Raw genomic sequence first — 14465 nt, 5'->3', positions numbered from 1 at the left:
TTTTTTTTAACGCAAAGGTGAGGCAGCGCGTTGCGGAGGACAGTTGTGTGGGCGGGTTCCCCCGTTGTAGCAAGTGGCGTGGGAAACCTGCCGATGCGGCTGCCTCCCCGTTGTAGCGACTGCGATCGCAGAAAGCCTGCACAAATGGAAGGAAAAGTACCAGAAATCCCTACACGACCCAACTGGCGCAAAGATTGAGAAAGAATTTTAAATTATTGACTTTGTGAAGTTGAGCGTTGATGGACTGGTGTTAGCCTGCGATACATACGAGGTATTCAGTGGAGAAGTTAGCCGCCGCATTGCTTTAGGTGATCCAGGTATTGACGACTGTCGGAATGAATTACTGTGGAGTCCAGAAAAGCCGACGCTGATTGATGCGGAAATTCAGCTATGGTACAAAGACCAGTTGCTAGATCATGTGCAGTCTTATACAGCAATGCGGACTGTGAGTATTCAGCGCGATCACTTTATGCTCAATGGTCGTCCTTACTATCTGCGGCTTATTCTCGACCAAGGTTATTGGCCTGATACCTTAATGACTCCACCCAGTGATGAAGCATTGCGGCGGGATGTAGAACTTGTCAAAGCTATGGGTTTTAACGGAGTCCGCAAACACCAAAAAATTGAAGACCCCCGCTTTTTATATTGGGCAGATTTGTTGGGGTTGTTAGTATGGGAAGAGATGCCCAGTGCTTACCGTTTTACACCGACAGCCGTAGAACGCATGACCCGTGAGTGGACTGAGGTAATCAAACGAGATGTCAGTCATCCATGTATTGTGGCATGGGTTCCCTTTAATGAATCTTGGGGAGTGCCAAATTTAGTAGAGACGGCGGCTCATCGTAACTACGTCTTAGCAATGTATCACTTGACCAAAACCCTCGACCCGACGCGCCCAGTCATTGGTAACGATGGTTGGGAAAGTACAGATACAGATATTCTCGCTATCCACGACTACGATAGGAAGCCTGAGCGATTAGCCCATCGTTATCGACCTGATATCAAGATATCGGATTTATTTGAGCGTAGCCGTCCAGGCGGACGCATCCTCACCCTCGATAACTATCCCCATCAAGGACAACCAGTCATGTTGACTGAGTTTGGTGGGATTGCTTATGTACCACTTGACCAACCTAATGCAGATCAAGCTTGGGGATATGAGAATTGCTCAAATATCTCCGAACTAGAAATGAAATATGCTGCTTTGCTGAAAACAGTGAATGACATTGAGCTATTTAGCGGTTTCTGTTACACACAATTCACAGATACCTTCCAAGAAGCTAACGGTTTATTGTACGGCGATCGCACACCGAAATTCCCTATTGAAGCCATCCGCGCTGCTACCCTTTCAGGACAAGGATTATGTACTCCCACCAGCTGTTAAAGCCCGATGGACGAAAGTTAACTTTATATAGTCGCTATCCTATTGCCCATGAACTAGAAGCTACTAGCCCTAGTAATGAGCCAGTGCAAGCTAATCCTCACCTGCGCTGGCATCCCTTGCGGGGTGAATGGGTGGCTTATGCTAGTCACCGTCAAGGGCGGACATTCATGCCGCCTCCAGAATATAACCCCCTCGCGCCAACTATGGGCAAATTTACGCTTATCCGTTTATACCACCTGTACCAGCGCGGATGTTAGCCATGCAGCAGGAGTATTATCAAGAACATCAAAGGGGTTTGCTGCAAGATTTGATTCAACAAGAGATTGCTGATCACCAACGGATTATATATCAGGATGAAGATGCGATCGCTTTTGTCCCGGTGTGTGCGCGTTATCCCTATGAAGTTTGGGTTGCACCAATTCAGCCAGTGAGCAGTTTTATGGAACTAACTCCAAAACAACGCTTGGGACTGGCTAAAGCATTGAAAACCGTCACCCTCAAGTATGACGGCTTGTGGAATCGTCCATTTCCTTACCTTATGGCTTGGTTTCAAGCAGCTACGGATGGTTTAGCTCATCCTGAAGCACATTTACACGCGCAGTTTTATCCCCCATATCGCACCAGTGACAAGCTGAAGTATTTGGCGGGAACGGAACTTGCAGCCGGGATGTTTGCGAATGATGCTTTACCAGAGGAGAAGGCGAAAGAGTTACAGGCGGTGAGCGTCAATTTGCAAATGCCAATTTCTGCATAAAGGGAAAATGGCTAACTGCTAAAAGGCGCATTTTATAAAGAATGCGCCTCATGTTGAATAATTGGTTAATATCACAATTAGAATATATAAAAATACTAGAACTTAGGTAAACATGAGAGTTAAAGGTATAAAACGCGGGCAAAATATTGAACTGTTAGAACAACTGAATAATATTCCCGATGGTACAGAAATAATAATTGACTTGGAATTAATTGAAGAGCAAATAAACAAACAAAAACTACCTTTAACAGAAGAAGAGAGATTAGCTAAATTAAATAAATTATTTGGGGCGTGGAAAAATCAACCAGATTTAACAGAAATATTTGCAGAAATTGACCAACAACGCCATACTTACCAAGGTAGAACCATAGACTCAATTGATAATCAGGAGAACGGCTAATGTATCTGTTAGATACTAACATTTGCATTGCACTTCTCAAAGATAACCCTCAAGCAGTGACTAAATTTAATCGCTACTTTAGCCAATGTTATCTATCCACAATTATAGTTGCGGAACTTTATAAAGGCATTTACTATTCTCAACAGGTAGCTAAGAACCTGAAGACTTTGCAGCAATTTACTGAACTATTACCCATAGAACCATTTGACTTAGAAGCAGCTATTGAATTTGGCAAGATTCAAAGCGAACTCAAAAAAAATGGTAAACCAACTGGAGAATTAGATGCATTAATTGCGGCTGTTGCTCGTTCTCGCCAGGATATCCTCGTAACTAATAATATTAAAGATTTTACTAATATTTCTAACTTACAATTAGAAAACTGGTTAGAGAAATAAATATAGATTAATACAGTAGTCATTCTTAATCAGTTTGGGAAGATACTCTGTTAATAGTTCTTTGTACTTTTCTGCATTAAAAATAAGGGTAATTTTTTCAATTAACCTTCATAATGTATGCTCATTTTTATCCTCTGGAATAACCTCCACGTTTATATTCAACAAGTGCATCACAGAACCTTTGAACTTCTGGATCTTCTTTAAACAATAACTGAGATGCGAACTTCCTAGATAATAAAAACTTATGCCATTGATTACAATCGTTTTCTTGTAAACCTTGATAAACTGGTAAAGTATCAAACAGCCTAATGTAAATAGAAGCAATACTTTGGATTATTTTTTCATTATTTCTGTTGAATTGATTCAGATAATTTAATTTTTTAATAGCTACGATTAGTTTTTATTTTAGATGTAAAACATGAGTGGGTATAGCAGTGCAATTAAGTTTCAATAATTGATATTCAATCAATAAATATAAATCTAATAGTTCGATAAAGTTACTGGGCAATTCTTTGAGAGTTAGGCATGAGATAGGATATCTAAAATATGCTAATTTTTCATCCCATCCTTGTCTTAATAGGCATTCTCCTCCTGAGTATAATTTATTGTCTATATGAAAGTTACTATGAGATGTAAATTTTAATCTATCGTACCATGTTGTATCTGTATTTTTCTTTTTTGTTCGATTAAGCGACCAAAGAATAAAATCCGTTACCTGAATTCCTGCATTTTTTTTGTCACTAATTTTAGTGGCTATTTCTGGAAAATAAGCCGGAATATCTGGTTGTTGAACTAAGATTCTTTCTACAATTTCATAGAAATGCTCTAGCCATGCCTTTACATTAGATTCTTGAAAATCCTCTCTTTCTTCAAATACAATTTCTATAGGTTCATTTTTGTAAGTAAACGCTAAACAAGTGCGAGTAAGAATATCTAGAAATATACTTTTATCATCATAATCATACCTAAATTTTCCTTGTATAGGACTCATATTTGATTAGTGAAAAAAATCAGTACACATCTAACTTTCCTGTTATCTGTTCGAGAGAGGCAACAGGGAAGAGGCAACGGGTAACAGTCAGATGTCATCAGGAGGAAAGCTTAACAGGCAACAGGTTGTTTCTTTCTATTCCCTGTTCCCTGTTCCCTATTCCCCATTCCCTGTTAAGAGTTCCCTACCTACACAAGGATTTTCAGTAATCAATTCGGATTCCTATATATATTTCCTGATAGATTTACATAAATGACTGTGAGCATTTTTGCTGTCTTCACAAGCATGAAAAAAGCTTCTAGAAAGAGTTTTAGAATCAGCTTCTTTAGATTCTTCTTTATGAATGTCAGGATCTAGCCTGAGATCGTTTAAAGCTTCTATAATTACATCTGTTTCTTCTACGCGATATTTTGTTATTAGCACCCCATAGCCGTAAATATTTATAGGTTGACCATCATGATTGTCTAACTCAAATTTTGTTTCATCAGCATAAAAATATAAAGTCATATCTTACGGCCCATTTTAGTTGGTAGTATTACAAAAGCTTAATATACTTCCCATTTATACAACAAACTCTTCTTTCGCTTGCTAATTCATATTTGGACTAAGCAATACCTAATCTCTCCCCATAGCCTTACCCTTTAAAGATTTCTGAATAGAAGTGCTTGCAGCAACTTTCTCCCGTAGCTAATAGTAATAAACCCTGTCACATACATATGTAAACAGCAGCCAACACTGCCATATCAGGATTGTTGAGTAATCCGGCGGTAATAGCGATCGCTAAACCTCAGACAGACGCAAAAAGCCGCAGATGAATTTGATAATTATCTGTATCTATATATGTTCTTCCTATGAGTGAAGAAGTCTCGACGAAACTAGGATTCATCAGGGAAACTATCTCTCAAACTGAGGTTGGGGGTGTGCGCCTGCGTGGTACAGATTGGTTTGCTTGGGCTACTGCTGGTGCTTGTAATACCGTACTGTTGACTGCTGAAACTGGTGTAGCAGAATTATTGATCACTGGACAAGATGCGTGGGTATTGACGGATGAAATTGAAGCCCAACGTCTCAAAGATGAGGAATTACCCAGCCATTTGAAACTGCATATTAACCCTTGGGCTGATGCTGCGGCTCGTGAGGCTTTTGTTCGTGAGGCTACAGATAAAGAAACGGTGATGAGCGATCGCCCCACTTCACAAGAGCAACCAATACCCCCTAGCTATCTAATTGGTATGAAAGAGCCTGAGACTCAAGCACACAGAGAATTTTTTGATGTTGATGAACTAAACTTTGTATTGCGCTAACTGGATCATGATGAAGGCGATGTTTTTGTTGACGAGGGGCTTCGGACAAGGCTAATTTACGACGTTGAGCTTTGTACTCGTTTACAGGTACTTGCTGAATTTGTTCAAGTAGCTGTTTTTCATTTTCAGCGATGAAAAGAACTTGATATTGCCCAAAATCACGTAATTCGACAGTTGATTTCCGCCCACTAATACGCCGCTGGTGGCGACGTAAATTGCTGAACATAGCTTCCATTTTCAGGTTATCAGGTGGTAAGCCTGGAATATCATAGCAGTGCAATAAGTTAGTCCCGTATTTATCCCATAAACGTTGTAGCTTTTTCTTCAAGGCAAACTGTGCGGGATGATGTTGAGGATCAGGTTGAAACTGCTCTAATAACTCTTCCATGTCGCGCCGAACTTGAAGGCTGGTTAAGGATATTTCCGCAGTTTGTGTAATATCAGTTACATTATCCGCGTTCTGGTTGGAGTATTCAGGATAGCGTAAACAATCAGCAATTTGTCGCAACCACTTGTGCGCTTGGGCCAAATCCAACGCTACAGAAAGATTGTTGTTTAAAGCTTGGTCAATCCAGACTGACAACAGAGATAAATAATCTGTATCAATTTCTCGACATGGTAAACTACGTAGTATTGAACCTATCGCTTCTAATTGCTCATAACCGTTTAAACCACCCCAACGAAAAGGTTTGCGACTAGTACGATTTAAACAATCTCTAATTGCCGCGCGAATCTGGGATTCGATGGAGATTAACTGTGCATCTCGTGACAAATAGGGGATGGCTAAAAAAAAGGGGGAGTATCTGGCTGCTTTGAGCCAGTAGGGTCTTGGGGTCTTTCAGAGTAAGATGGTACTTTTGGCAGCCCATCCAAATCTGCCTTTAATTGTTGCCGTAGCTTTGTATCGAATGGCAGCGCAGATTCACTCAGATTGTTCAAAAAATGTGCCTGACAACGTTGATGCGGTACATTTGTCCAAGTTGATTTAATGGCAGTTATGATTGCTGATTCCCCATCTGACCAATGTTGCCAACACTTTGTACGGTAACTCTTTATAGGGTTGCAACCATTCAGTTAACAGTTCTGCCTGCGCCTGTGCTAACTGAATTCCACTTACTGGTTTGCCACTTAATACCTCGTATAACACATACAGCAAAGTCCCATGACCCTCTGGCTGTAAGGCATCAATTGCCCAAATCAACCCGCCATGCTCATGAGCTGTAGCCCCTAATTTCTCTTGGGTATCTGCCATCGTTCCACCCAACAGTGCCAAAAACTGACGATATAACTTACCTACATTACTCTCGTTAATTTTCACACCACGCTGATTTAATTCCTGTTGAATTTCTACTAACTGTTGATGCTCATGCTCATGTTGCCAACCTATGAATGCCAGCACGTCTAGCCCGTAGGTACTGTAAGGTAAGCTGTATTTTAGTACGCCAGTAGCGTAGTAATGTTTACCATAATGTGGGCAACTGGAATTGGTACATTCTTTACTCTTGCCTGCCACAAACACTGCACCATCCATTGTTTGAATGGTTTTACGCATATGTCTTGGTCGGCGTAGCACTAATTCTGCTCCACAATGTACACATTCAATGAGTGAACATTCTATTATTATTCGTTTGGTATTACTGAATTTTCGTTCCGGGCGATGGCGAGGCAACTTTACTATCACTAATTTTTTACTGCTGCTAGGTGCTTTCCTCAGCTTACCTGCTTTGTATACCAACTAGATAGCTAGGGATCAAGACGGAATTTGTGTAATTCCTCATCTTTTTGAGCAAAAATTGATTGATGAGTGGTTAGAAGCGTTTGAAAAGTTATTTCACGATCGCCAAAATCAAGCAGGTGGTTTAGCTCCTCGGGAAGCTTCCCGGTATTATCTAACTTTGCCTTGGATTTACCCATTTGCTCATGAGTTGGTTTTTGCTAACCCAATAATTATGAGTGTTCTAGAGCGTGTCTTTTATCAAGAATATGTCATGGTGCAATTGGGGGTTGATGTTCCATTCCAGGGTTCAGATTATCAGGAAATCCATCGAGACTTTCGCCCATTATTTTGCGATCGCATAGTTACGCCACTTTACGCTGTAGCAGTTAACTTTCCCTTAATGGAAGTAACCCCAGACAACGGCCCGTTTCAAATGGCCAGGGGAACTCATCTTTTACCACGCGAAGAAGGATTACAAAAGATTGCTAGGGGTGAAATTCCGATGGAATCATTTTATATGCAGCCTGGAGATGTGATGGTGCGATCGCCTTTAGCACTGCACCGAGGTTCACCAAATCGGACAAACCAGCCCAGACCTATGGTAGTCATGGGTTACGCTATGCACTGGTTACACACACCAAAGGTAGATTTAACTTTGCCACAAGACTATTATGATAGTCTCCCAGCAGAACTGAGGCAGATGCTACGGTGCGAGGTTGTAGAGCAATTATCTAAGGAAAAAGTCGAAACTTATATCAATTTCAAGTATTAGTCATTGGTCAATAATTATTAGTTTTTAATGGCTAATAACTATTGACTATGGACTATTAGCTATTAAATATGGAATACACTAATCCCGTTTACCAAGGTTATTTTGCTGATCCCTTTGTTTGGCAATACGAAGGGGTATATTATGCGATCGGCACTGGTGCAGCAGAGGCGGAAGGAACAAAACAATCGTGTGTATTTCCTCTGTTACGTTCCTTTGATTTTGTCAATTGGCATTTTGTTGATCACGCACTGTTGCGGCCAGACCCAGCCCTTGGTGATAATTTTTGGGCCCCCGAAGTTGCTTACAATGATGGACTTTTTTATCTCTACTACTCTGTCGGACATGAAGATAAAAACCATCAGTTGCGAGTAGCTACAAGTGATCAGCCTTTGGGGCCTTATCAAGATATTGGCGAAGCACTTACAGACCTAAATACTTGTCCCTTTGCTATTGATCCACATCCATTTTGTGATGACGATGGACAGTGGTATTTGTTTTACGCCCGTGACTTTTTGCACACAGAAGGCAGTGTGCGTGTTGGTACAGCTTTGTTTGTAGACCGACTCCAAACTATGACCAAGCTGGCTGGACAGGGAAAGGTGGTTTTACGAGCGCGTTCCAATTGGCAAAGATTTTTAGCCAACCGTTTAATGTACGGTGAAATCTATGATTGGCCTACTTTAGAAGGCCCTTGTGTTCGTAAGTATGAAGGTACATACTATTGCTTTTATAGTGGTGGACGCTGGGAAACTGAGGACTATGGAGTAGATTATGGTATTGCCGATAATGTGATGGGGTCTTACTCTGATGCTGGTAACGAAACCGGGCCACGGGTGCTAAAGTCTGTGCCTAATTTTGTCATAGGGCCGGGACATAACTCTATTGTGCTTGGGCCAGATGGTCAAACTGAGTATGTTGTTTACCATGCTTGGACACAAAACATGGATAAACGGCAAATTTGTTTAGATAAACTCATTTGGACACCAGAGGGGCCACGTTGCCAAGGCCCTACTTGGACACCACAGACTATTACTATAGGAACCCGACTTGATTATTGAAATTACTTGCGTAGGTAGGGAACAGGGAACAGAGGTGTACCTAGCTTCGCAGAAATCAAATATGATTCCTATAGCTCTTGAAATTACTTCAGAGAAAATTTGATTTTATTTTTGGTAGTTGCAAAAAATTAATTACTCAATTTATGTCATACACAGCGTATTTTTCCTGAATTAGTTATAGGAATAGTTCTATCTGGGGATAGTAAAGCTAGTAGAAACTAAAAACTAACATTAGAGAATAACTGATTACAAGGTGCAAAGATATGACATCAAAAAACCCTCCCGATAATCGGCAAGATGAAACTAAATACGAACCAGAAGATAATCCTGGGACTCAAACAACTGTTCCCACTACAGAAGAAGGGGATACTCCTCTTGATGAAAGATATCGGATGACTGGTCAAGAATCAGGTACAGAAACTCGTCAGGGTGCTGAACCTGAAGCTCCTGGAGGTACTGTTACAGTTCCTGGTCTTCCCAATCAAGGAACAGAGTCTCGTTAAGATGATTATTGAATTTTTGAAAATCCCCAAAATTAAAGCTTTGGGGATTTATACTTTACATAAATTCCCATGAATTTACATTTAATACGCAGCTTAATTTATGCTCTGTCTGCTGTATTTCTTCAATTGTAGTTCCTGAAATAATACCGTATATTTCTGTATAAATTTGTTCTGATTCACTTTTTTCTAGAGCAGATAAAATCATCAAATCTTTACTATCTAATTCTGCCTTTAAATTCACAAGAATTGATGCTAATGAGCCAATTATACGGTAATTACTAGAATATTTAGCTACTTCTTTCCCCAGATTTAATAAACTATGACGTTGCAAGCAAAGCGGGGTTGAACCATTGACACGGAAATTAACATCAATTACATAAAGGTTTCCATCTTTGTCTTCTAAAACGTCAAAGCCGATAACGCCGAAATATTGGTGCTGGAGAGCATACTGACTAATAGCAGCAATCATTTCAGAGAATCGATTCATTTCTGTTTCACGGGAGTTAATAATACCGCCCACATAGTTACCCGCAGAGGTGACAAGCTGCTTAGTAGTGCCGATGAGCTTAATATCACCTGTTTTACTTACATAAAACTGAACACAGTAGTTTTGTACAACATTTTTGATGTACTCGGAAACAATAATCGTATTGAGTAACTTAATATCAAGATATTTCCTCAGTTCTTTTAAGCAGTAATTCAAATCGCTGGGGTTGTTAATAATATAAGTGCCTTCTCCAGATAGCCCATGAGAGGTTTTGATTAGGTAAGGAAATTGTTCTGGTAAGTGAATATATTCCAGATTAATTTGGTCGAGATGATAAGTTTCGTATTGCGGATGTGGTACTCCGAGTTCGGCTAATGTTGCTTTATTGAGCAAGTGATAGTGAGTATCTGGATGAACGGCGTGTTTTTCTTTTTTGAGATGATCAAAGGGAAATAGAGTAATCAATTTGTGAAAGCGATCGCGATAATTTAACTCATCCAGATATTGCGATCGCGGCATTACCTCTATGTTGTTATAGTTAAACCCAAAATGTTCTTGCCAGTAATTCACTAACAACGGTGGCGGTAGACTGGTAACAATTCCAGGAATAGCGTTACCCAACACAGCCAGATTTTTCCAAGGTTCTTGCTGAAAAATCTTATCGGAGGAAGTCTTAGTGGCTTCACTACTACCATCTTGAAGAAAATATTTTTTCGTGTTGGGATAACTAGCCCAACTAGCAGTCGCAGGATAATTCAGGATGAAGGCATAGCTTGCATTTGTGATATCTTCAGCAAACAGATCAGAAAAACTGCTCCCCTGAAAGTAATCAAAATTGTATTTTAAGTTCATGTCTAATTGAGGAATAAAGCTGGAGACTAAAGAAGAAGCTAAATATGCATAGTGTTCTGTAGGAGAGAGGGATTATAGGGATTCTGAGTTAAGTAAGGTACATAAACAATATTTTTTAACGCAGAGGGATGCAGAGAAAAACGCAGAGTTACGCAGAGTTTTGCTCAATTTGATTAGCAATTTACTCAGTACTTCAACAGGTTAGGAAAGGCTATATAGGACTCATATTTGATTTATGTGAAGCTAGGTACACTTTTATTCCTTTTTACCTGTTCCCTGTCTCTACGAGTAGTTCTCCGAATCAAACCGGATTCCTATAGTAATTACGAATTGGTAGTTGTAACTGGATTATTTTCTAGTAAACACAGCTATCCCATCCATTTTTTCAGTCATATAAGCAACAGCCATAGCTTTATCTTCAGAGATGGTTTTTGCTCCACCATAAACAATAATACTTAGCACCATAATTTTCCTGCCGATTTTATGAATTTTGCAATACAGGCATTACTTCAACAGATTCATCAATTAGTTGTAGTAAATGCTGTTTTAAAGTTTCTAAACCTAACTAGAGCATCTAAATGCTGGCGTGCCATTGCTACTAACACTGCCGTATCAGGAGGTTCTGATTTAAATTGAGTAGCAATACAACGAACTCGGCTTAAACGTTCTGCACTATGTCGCGGTAATTCGGCTTCTGGGATTTGAGTTTGACTTGGTGTGCCTACAGCAATTCGGATTAATTGTCCGCGCCGATTAATATAACAATAAATCGGTTGATGGATGGTTGTACTAATTACAGCTAAGGCTTGAGCAAATTCCGGTGTAATGAATCTATCCGCTGGTTGCAGTTCTTCGTAAAGCTGCTGTAATTGTTTTATGTGGCTCGCTTTTATGCCTTGAATATTGCCATAAACTTTTTGCATAAACTAATATCTGAAACTGTTTTCAAATGAATTAGTTTATATTTATCTTTTTTAAATTGAGAGTTAATCTACCAAGCGAAACAAGATAATATACTTGCTTTATCTCCCAAAAGAAAGCCTATAATATAATTTTTGATAACAAGCAAACTAAACTATTAACTACGCAACTGTAAAATTATAAGTATCACCGTGGTTCAGATACTTAATTTTATGTTCTAAGTCTGTATTTAATACTGCTTTTTTAAAATTTTCCAGAGCCGACTTGAACACAGTTGACTTCTTTGGCAAAACCTCCTCTACAATTTCTCGATGCCCATTGGAAAGATTATCTAAAACAATAACCTCATAACCAGCATTTTTCAGGACTCATACAGCATGAGAGCCAATATATCCTGCTCCGCCTGTAAATAAAATTGTTAACATAATTAGGAACTGGGGATTAAAAATAAAGAATGTAGAGCGTTACATTGCTTATGTATGGCAATACATTATTAATGCAGGGGGATACATTGCTTATGTATGGCGATACATTATTAATGCAAAGAGACACATTGCTCATGTATGTCGATACATTGTTAATGTAGGGCATGACATTGTGAATGCAGGCTAGTGAATAACGAATAAGTTAGCCTCTATCATCAAAGTAGCGAGACATAGCATTATCAAGACAAGGCATTAATTCACCGCGATCGCTACCAAGTACGCTATAAGTAGGACGTTTAGCAGGTAAACCAATTTCTCGCATAGGCAGAGTAATGAGATTCTTGATACTCACACCAGCTTGTTTTGCTGCTAATCGCGCCAAATCAGACCAAGCGATACCTTCGGTAAGCTGCGCTGACGCACTTTTGTTAGCCAAATGCCACAAGCCGCTTTCACCATCAATTAATAAATCGAGACTTGCGTGAACCAAATCCGGCACATAAGTAGGTGACACAACCGCATCCTCAGCCGCCACAAAAGCATTACCAGCACTCAGTTCACGTAAAGCAATCGTCACAAAATTGTACTCATCCCACGGGCCGAAAAATGCGCTGGTGCGAATCACAAGCGATGCAGGATAAGCTTGCAATACTAGCTTTTCTGCTAAAACTTTACTGCAACCATACACATTGAGAGGCGCAGCGTTATCGCTTTCTACATAAGGGTTAGTTACAGCACCATTGAATACTAAATCTGAGGAAAACGTTAACAGTGCGGCGTTATGTTGAGCGCAAGCAGTAGCTAAAATGGCTGCACCTTCAGTATTTATTTTCAGGCAAATATGGGGTTCACGCTCCGCATCATCTACTCGCACATATCCAGCCCCGTTGACAACTGCCCAAGGTTTTAACTCTTCTAGCACCGCATTCACAGACGCAGCATTGGTAATATCCATTTCTTGACGCGTCAGTAAGCGATATTTAATACCTCGCATCTCACACAATCGAGCAAAAGCTTTTCCTAATGTGCCTCTCGCGCCGACTATGATTAAAGGGGGAGTAGGGAGTGGGGAGTAGAGAGTAGGGGTTGTTTCTTTCGCAGTCCCTTTATTGAGACAACTAACGGCTGGGTAGAGTAAACGCTCTGGTCGATGCCACCATCCTGGTGTATCAAGTAAAGGATGATGGGGTTGATGACCAGTAGCTAAATCACGAACTAACTTAGCGATCGCAGTTGGTCTAGGATGTGGAGAACGCAAATCAAATACACCTGATTCGTAATAGCCAACTGAGCGAGTTACTAAACTGTTCCAATTGTAGCTACCCAGCAGTGACCAAGCCGTGACAGCACGAATATCTACACCTTCATTTTGTAATTGCTGGGCAGCATTCCACACTTCATAAAACCAGCGCAATTGCTCCTCACGAGTGCAACTCAGGTGAACTTCAGTAATAGCAAGGGGCAGTTGGTAGCGTTCCCATGCTTCTTTAAGTAATGTGTAAGGGCCTGCCACATTTTCAGCACAAACTCTTACAGCCTCAACATCTGCATATTTATCACGGCCATTACCACCATGTGTCCAAGCGGGATAGTTTTCTAAGTGTTCATCCAAAAAGCGATCGCTCGTTAGATAATGATTAATGCCAATAATATCCGGTGGGCAATAAGAATTTTCGCAAGCGTCTTCTAGTTCCGTCTCAGTGATACCGCAGTAGCGTAAGTAGCCCCAAGTAGGATGAAGCGGGGTCATGTAACCACACAATAAATCAAAGCTCAACCAACGCCGTTCATTTTCCAGATCCGCTTGATAGATTAACCTCCTTGTACTGTAAATCTTACCCAAATCCTCGGTTTGTACAAGTTGAGCATTGGGGTTAACTTCTCGGATTGCTTGCATGGAAAGGGCGATCGCTTGACATTGACCCAACAAAGCACGGGCAAAAATTAAATTATCCCGTCCATGCGGATACCAGTGACCGTACATTCCACTAAATCGTGCTGTTGTTAATGGTTCATTTATCGGCGTGTAATGTGTCACCCAAGGATAGCGTTCAGCCACCGCACGGGCAAACTGGGCTAATTTCTGCGGAAATTCAGGGTCTACCAAACTAGTGTCACGAGGGCCACTACCATGATGCACCAATCCCACAATCGGAGTAATACCAAGTTCCCGTAACCTCTCTAACCGCACATCCACCCAAGACCAATCAGCATTCTCTAACCCATCAGGTGCAACTCGCTCCCACAGTACCGGGTAACGAATTTTCCGTATCCCCAATTGAGCAAACAACTCTAAGTCATCCAAACGCCTAGCATGACCATTACATTCCAACTGGTCAAAATACTCCTCACCCACACGATTAACCGTACACTCCACCCCAGCCCAAACTTCCACCGGATATCTCGCATCGAAGACCATAACTCATACCAATTCGCAATTCCTAGCAAAACACTCCGCGCTTACTCAGCGTACATATGCGTTTAAAAACTACGCCCTAACAC

The 14465-nt window shown here is 40.6% G+C and carries 17 protein-coding genes and 2 pseudogenes; 11 read left to right on the top strand and 8 right to left on the bottom strand.

Annotated elements, in window-relative coordinates; all coding sequences use genetic code 11:
* Window positions 1-30 precede the first annotated feature (30 nt).
* The 5 genes and pseudogenes from ACMX3D_RS03990 to ACMX3D_RS03970 all read left to right on the top strand — a co-directional run bounded on the left by ACMX3D_RS03990 (window position 31) and on the right by ACMX3D_RS03970 (window position 2933).
* Window positions 31-198, top strand: coding sequence for a hypothetical protein (locus ACMX3D_RS03990; protein WP_482750172.1), 168 nt, complete (start codon window positions 31-33; stop codon window positions 196-198).
* Between the two features lie 25 nt (window positions 199-223).
* A complete protein-coding gene (locus tag ACMX3D_RS03985) occupies window positions 224-1384 on the top strand; it encodes a glycoside hydrolase family 2 TIM barrel-domain containing protein (protein WP_482750171.1) in 1161 nt (386 codons plus the stop codon).
* Window positions 1363-2138 (top strand): annotated as a pseudogene (gene galT, locus ACMX3D_RS03980) (galactose-1-phosphate uridylyltransferase). The gene ACMX3D_RS03985 and the pseudogene galT overlap by 22 nt, the downstream one beginning before the upstream one ends.
* 112 nt (window positions 2139-2250) lie before the next feature.
* Window positions 2251-2538 (top strand): hypothetical protein, encoded by a 288-nt coding sequence (locus ACMX3D_RS03975; protein ID WP_482750170.1) that lies wholly within the window; start codon window positions 2251-2253, stop codon window positions 2536-2538.
* Window positions 2538-2933 (top strand): type II toxin-antitoxin system VapC family toxin, encoded by a 396-nt coding sequence (locus ACMX3D_RS03970; protein WP_482750169.1) that lies wholly within the window; start codon window positions 2538-2540, stop codon window positions 2931-2933. The genes ACMX3D_RS03975 and ACMX3D_RS03970 overlap by 1 nt, the downstream gene beginning before the upstream one ends.
* 400 nt (window positions 2934-3333) lie before the next feature.
* Here the strand turns inward: ACMX3D_RS03970 and ACMX3D_RS03965 are convergent, their stop codons facing one another.
* Both ACMX3D_RS03965 and ACMX3D_RS03960 read right to left on the bottom strand, forming a co-directional pair.
* Window positions 3334-3924, bottom strand: a complete 591-nt coding sequence (locus ACMX3D_RS03965) for a hypothetical protein (protein ID WP_482750168.1) — start codon at window positions 3922-3924, stop codon at window positions 3334-3336.
* Between the two features lie 222 nt (window positions 3925-4146).
* The gene (locus ACMX3D_RS03960) at window positions 4147-4431 is read right to left on the bottom strand and encodes a hypothetical protein (protein ID WP_482750167.1); all 285 of its coding nucleotides are present in this window, start codon (window positions 4429-4431) and stop codon (window positions 4147-4149) included.
* Window positions 4432-4775: 344 nt separating this feature from the next.
* Between ACMX3D_RS03960 and ACMX3D_RS03955 the strand changes: the two genes are divergently transcribed.
* Window positions 4776-5228, top strand: coding sequence for a hypothetical protein (locus ACMX3D_RS03955; RefSeq protein ID WP_482750166.1), 453 nt, complete (start codon window positions 4776-4778; stop codon window positions 5226-5228).
* Here ACMX3D_RS03955 and ACMX3D_RS03950 read toward each other — a convergent pair.
* Window positions 5140-6000 carry a hypothetical protein gene (locus tag ACMX3D_RS03950; RefSeq protein WP_482750165.1) on the bottom strand — a complete coding sequence of 287 codons (861 nt, stop codon included), beginning with the start codon at window positions 5998-6000 and terminating at the stop codon, window positions 5140-5142. The two genes, ACMX3D_RS03955 and ACMX3D_RS03950, sit on opposite strands and share 89 nt — an antisense overlap.
* A 76-nt stretch (window positions 6001-6076) precedes the next feature.
* Between ACMX3D_RS03950 and ACMX3D_RS03945 the strand changes: the two genes are divergently transcribed.
* Window positions 6077-6217 (top strand): hypothetical protein, encoded by a 141-nt coding sequence (locus ACMX3D_RS03945; RefSeq protein ID WP_482750164.1) that lies wholly within the window; start codon window positions 6077-6079, stop codon window positions 6215-6217.
* Here ACMX3D_RS03945 and ACMX3D_RS03940 read toward each other — a convergent pair.
* Window positions 6214-6780 (bottom strand): hypothetical protein, encoded by a 567-nt coding sequence (locus ACMX3D_RS03940; protein WP_482750163.1) that lies wholly within the window; start codon window positions 6778-6780, stop codon window positions 6214-6216. The genes ACMX3D_RS03945 and ACMX3D_RS03940 overlap by 4 nt on opposite strands.
* Before the next feature lie 49 nt (window positions 6781-6829).
* On the opposite strand from ACMX3D_RS03940, the gene ACMX3D_RS03935 reads away from it, so the two are divergent.
* The 4 genes from ACMX3D_RS03935 (at window position 6830) to ACMX3D_RS03920 (ending at window position 9278) form a co-directional block, all read left to right on the top strand.
* Window positions 6830-6967, top strand: coding sequence for a hypothetical protein (locus ACMX3D_RS03935; protein WP_482750162.1), 138 nt, complete (start codon window positions 6830-6832; stop codon window positions 6965-6967).
* Window positions 6968-7717, top strand: coding sequence for a phytanoyl-CoA dioxygenase family protein (locus ACMX3D_RS03930; RefSeq protein WP_482752272.1), 750 nt, complete (start codon window positions 6968-6970; stop codon window positions 7715-7717).
* Between the two features lie 68 nt (window positions 7718-7785).
* Window positions 7786-8775, top strand: coding sequence for a glycoside hydrolase family 43 protein (locus ACMX3D_RS03925; RefSeq protein WP_482750161.1), 990 nt, complete (start codon window positions 7786-7788; stop codon window positions 8773-8775).
* A 263-nt stretch (window positions 8776-9038) separates the two neighbouring features.
* The gene (locus ACMX3D_RS03920; protein WP_482750160.1) at window positions 9039-9278 is read left to right on the top strand and encodes a hypothetical protein; all 240 of its coding nucleotides are present in this window, start codon (window positions 9039-9041) and stop codon (window positions 9276-9278) included.
* Between the two features lie 55 nt (window positions 9279-9333).
* Here ACMX3D_RS03920 and ACMX3D_RS03915 read toward each other — a convergent pair whose 3' ends face one another.
* The 4 genes and pseudogenes from ACMX3D_RS03915 to ACMX3D_RS03900 form a co-directional block, all read right to left on the bottom strand.
* Complete coding sequence (locus ACMX3D_RS03915) at window positions 9334-10617, bottom strand: ATP-grasp domain-containing protein (protein ID WP_482750159.1); 1284 nt, start codon at window positions 10615-10617, stop codon at window positions 9334-9336.
* 521 nt (window positions 10618-11138) lie between these two features.
* Window positions 11139-11540 carry a hypothetical protein gene (locus ACMX3D_RS03910; RefSeq protein WP_482750158.1) on the bottom strand — a complete coding sequence of 134 codons (402 nt, stop codon included), beginning with the start codon at window positions 11538-11540 and terminating at the stop codon, window positions 11139-11141.
* A 284-nt stretch (window positions 11541-11824) separates the two neighbouring features.
* A pseudogene (locus ACMX3D_RS03905) lies at window positions 11825-11963 on the bottom strand (NAD-dependent epimerase/dehydratase family protein); the annotation flags it as partial.
* Between the two features lie 202 nt (window positions 11964-12165).
* Complete coding sequence (locus ACMX3D_RS03900; RefSeq protein ID WP_482750157.1) at window positions 12166-14382, bottom strand: family 1 glycosylhydrolase; 2217 nt, start codon at window positions 14380-14382, stop codon at window positions 12166-12168.
* Window positions 14383-14465 lie beyond the last annotated feature (83 nt).

The sequence above is a fragment of the Anabaena sp. TISTR 8404 genome (genome assembly GCF_056847745.1).
Note: the sequence above shows the minus strand (reverse complement) of the source record. Positions and strands in the feature narration are given on the sequence as shown.

Bases quoted from the DNA above. Each gene is read 5' to 3' on its own strand.
- ACMX3D_RS03925 (WP_482750161.1), top strand. From the start codon at position 7,786: ATGGAATACACTAATCCCGTTTACCAAGGTTATTTTGCTGATCCCTTT.
- ACMX3D_RS03935 (WP_482750162.1), top strand. From the start codon at position 6,830: ATGAGTGAACATTCTATTATTATTCGTTTGGTATTACTGAATTTTCGT.
- ACMX3D_RS03970 (WP_482750169.1), top strand. From the start codon at position 2,538: ATGTATCTGTTAGATACTAACATTTGCATTGCACTTCTCAAAGATAAC.
- ACMX3D_RS03910 (WP_482750158.1), bottom strand. From the start codon at position 11,540: ATGCAAAAAGTTTATGGCAATATTCAAGGCATAAAAGCGAGCCACATA.
- ACMX3D_RS03945 (WP_482750164.1), top strand. From the start codon at position 6,077: ATGGTACTTTTGGCAGCCCATCCAAATCTGCCTTTAATTGTTGCCGTA.
- ACMX3D_RS03955 (WP_482750166.1), top strand. From the start codon at position 4,776: ATGAGTGAAGAAGTCTCGACGAAACTAGGATTCATCAGGGAAACTATC.
- ACMX3D_RS03900 (WP_482750157.1), bottom strand. From the start codon at position 14,382: ATGGTCTTCGATGCGAGATATCCGGTGGAAGTTTGGGCTGGGGTGGAG.
- ACMX3D_RS03940 (WP_482750163.1), bottom strand. From the start codon at position 6,780: ATGCGTAAAACCATTCAAACAATGGATGGTGCAGTGTTTGTGGCAGGC.
- ACMX3D_RS03915 (WP_482750159.1), bottom strand. From the start codon at position 10,617: ATGAACTTAAAATACAATTTTGATTACTTTCAGGGGAGCAGTTTTTCT.
- ACMX3D_RS03975 (WP_482750170.1), top strand. From the start codon at position 2,251: ATGAGAGTTAAAGGTATAAAACGCGGGCAAAATATTGAACTGTTAGAA.
- ACMX3D_RS03965 (WP_482750168.1), bottom strand. From the start codon at position 3,924: ATGAGTCCTATACAAGGAAAATTTAGGTATGATTATGATGATAAAAGT.
- ACMX3D_RS03920 (WP_482750160.1), top strand. From the start codon at position 9,039: ATGACATCAAAAAACCCTCCCGATAATCGGCAAGATGAAACTAAATAC.
- ACMX3D_RS03960 (WP_482750167.1), bottom strand. From the start codon at position 4,431: ATGACTTTATATTTTTATGCTGATGAAACAAAATTTGAGTTAGACAAT.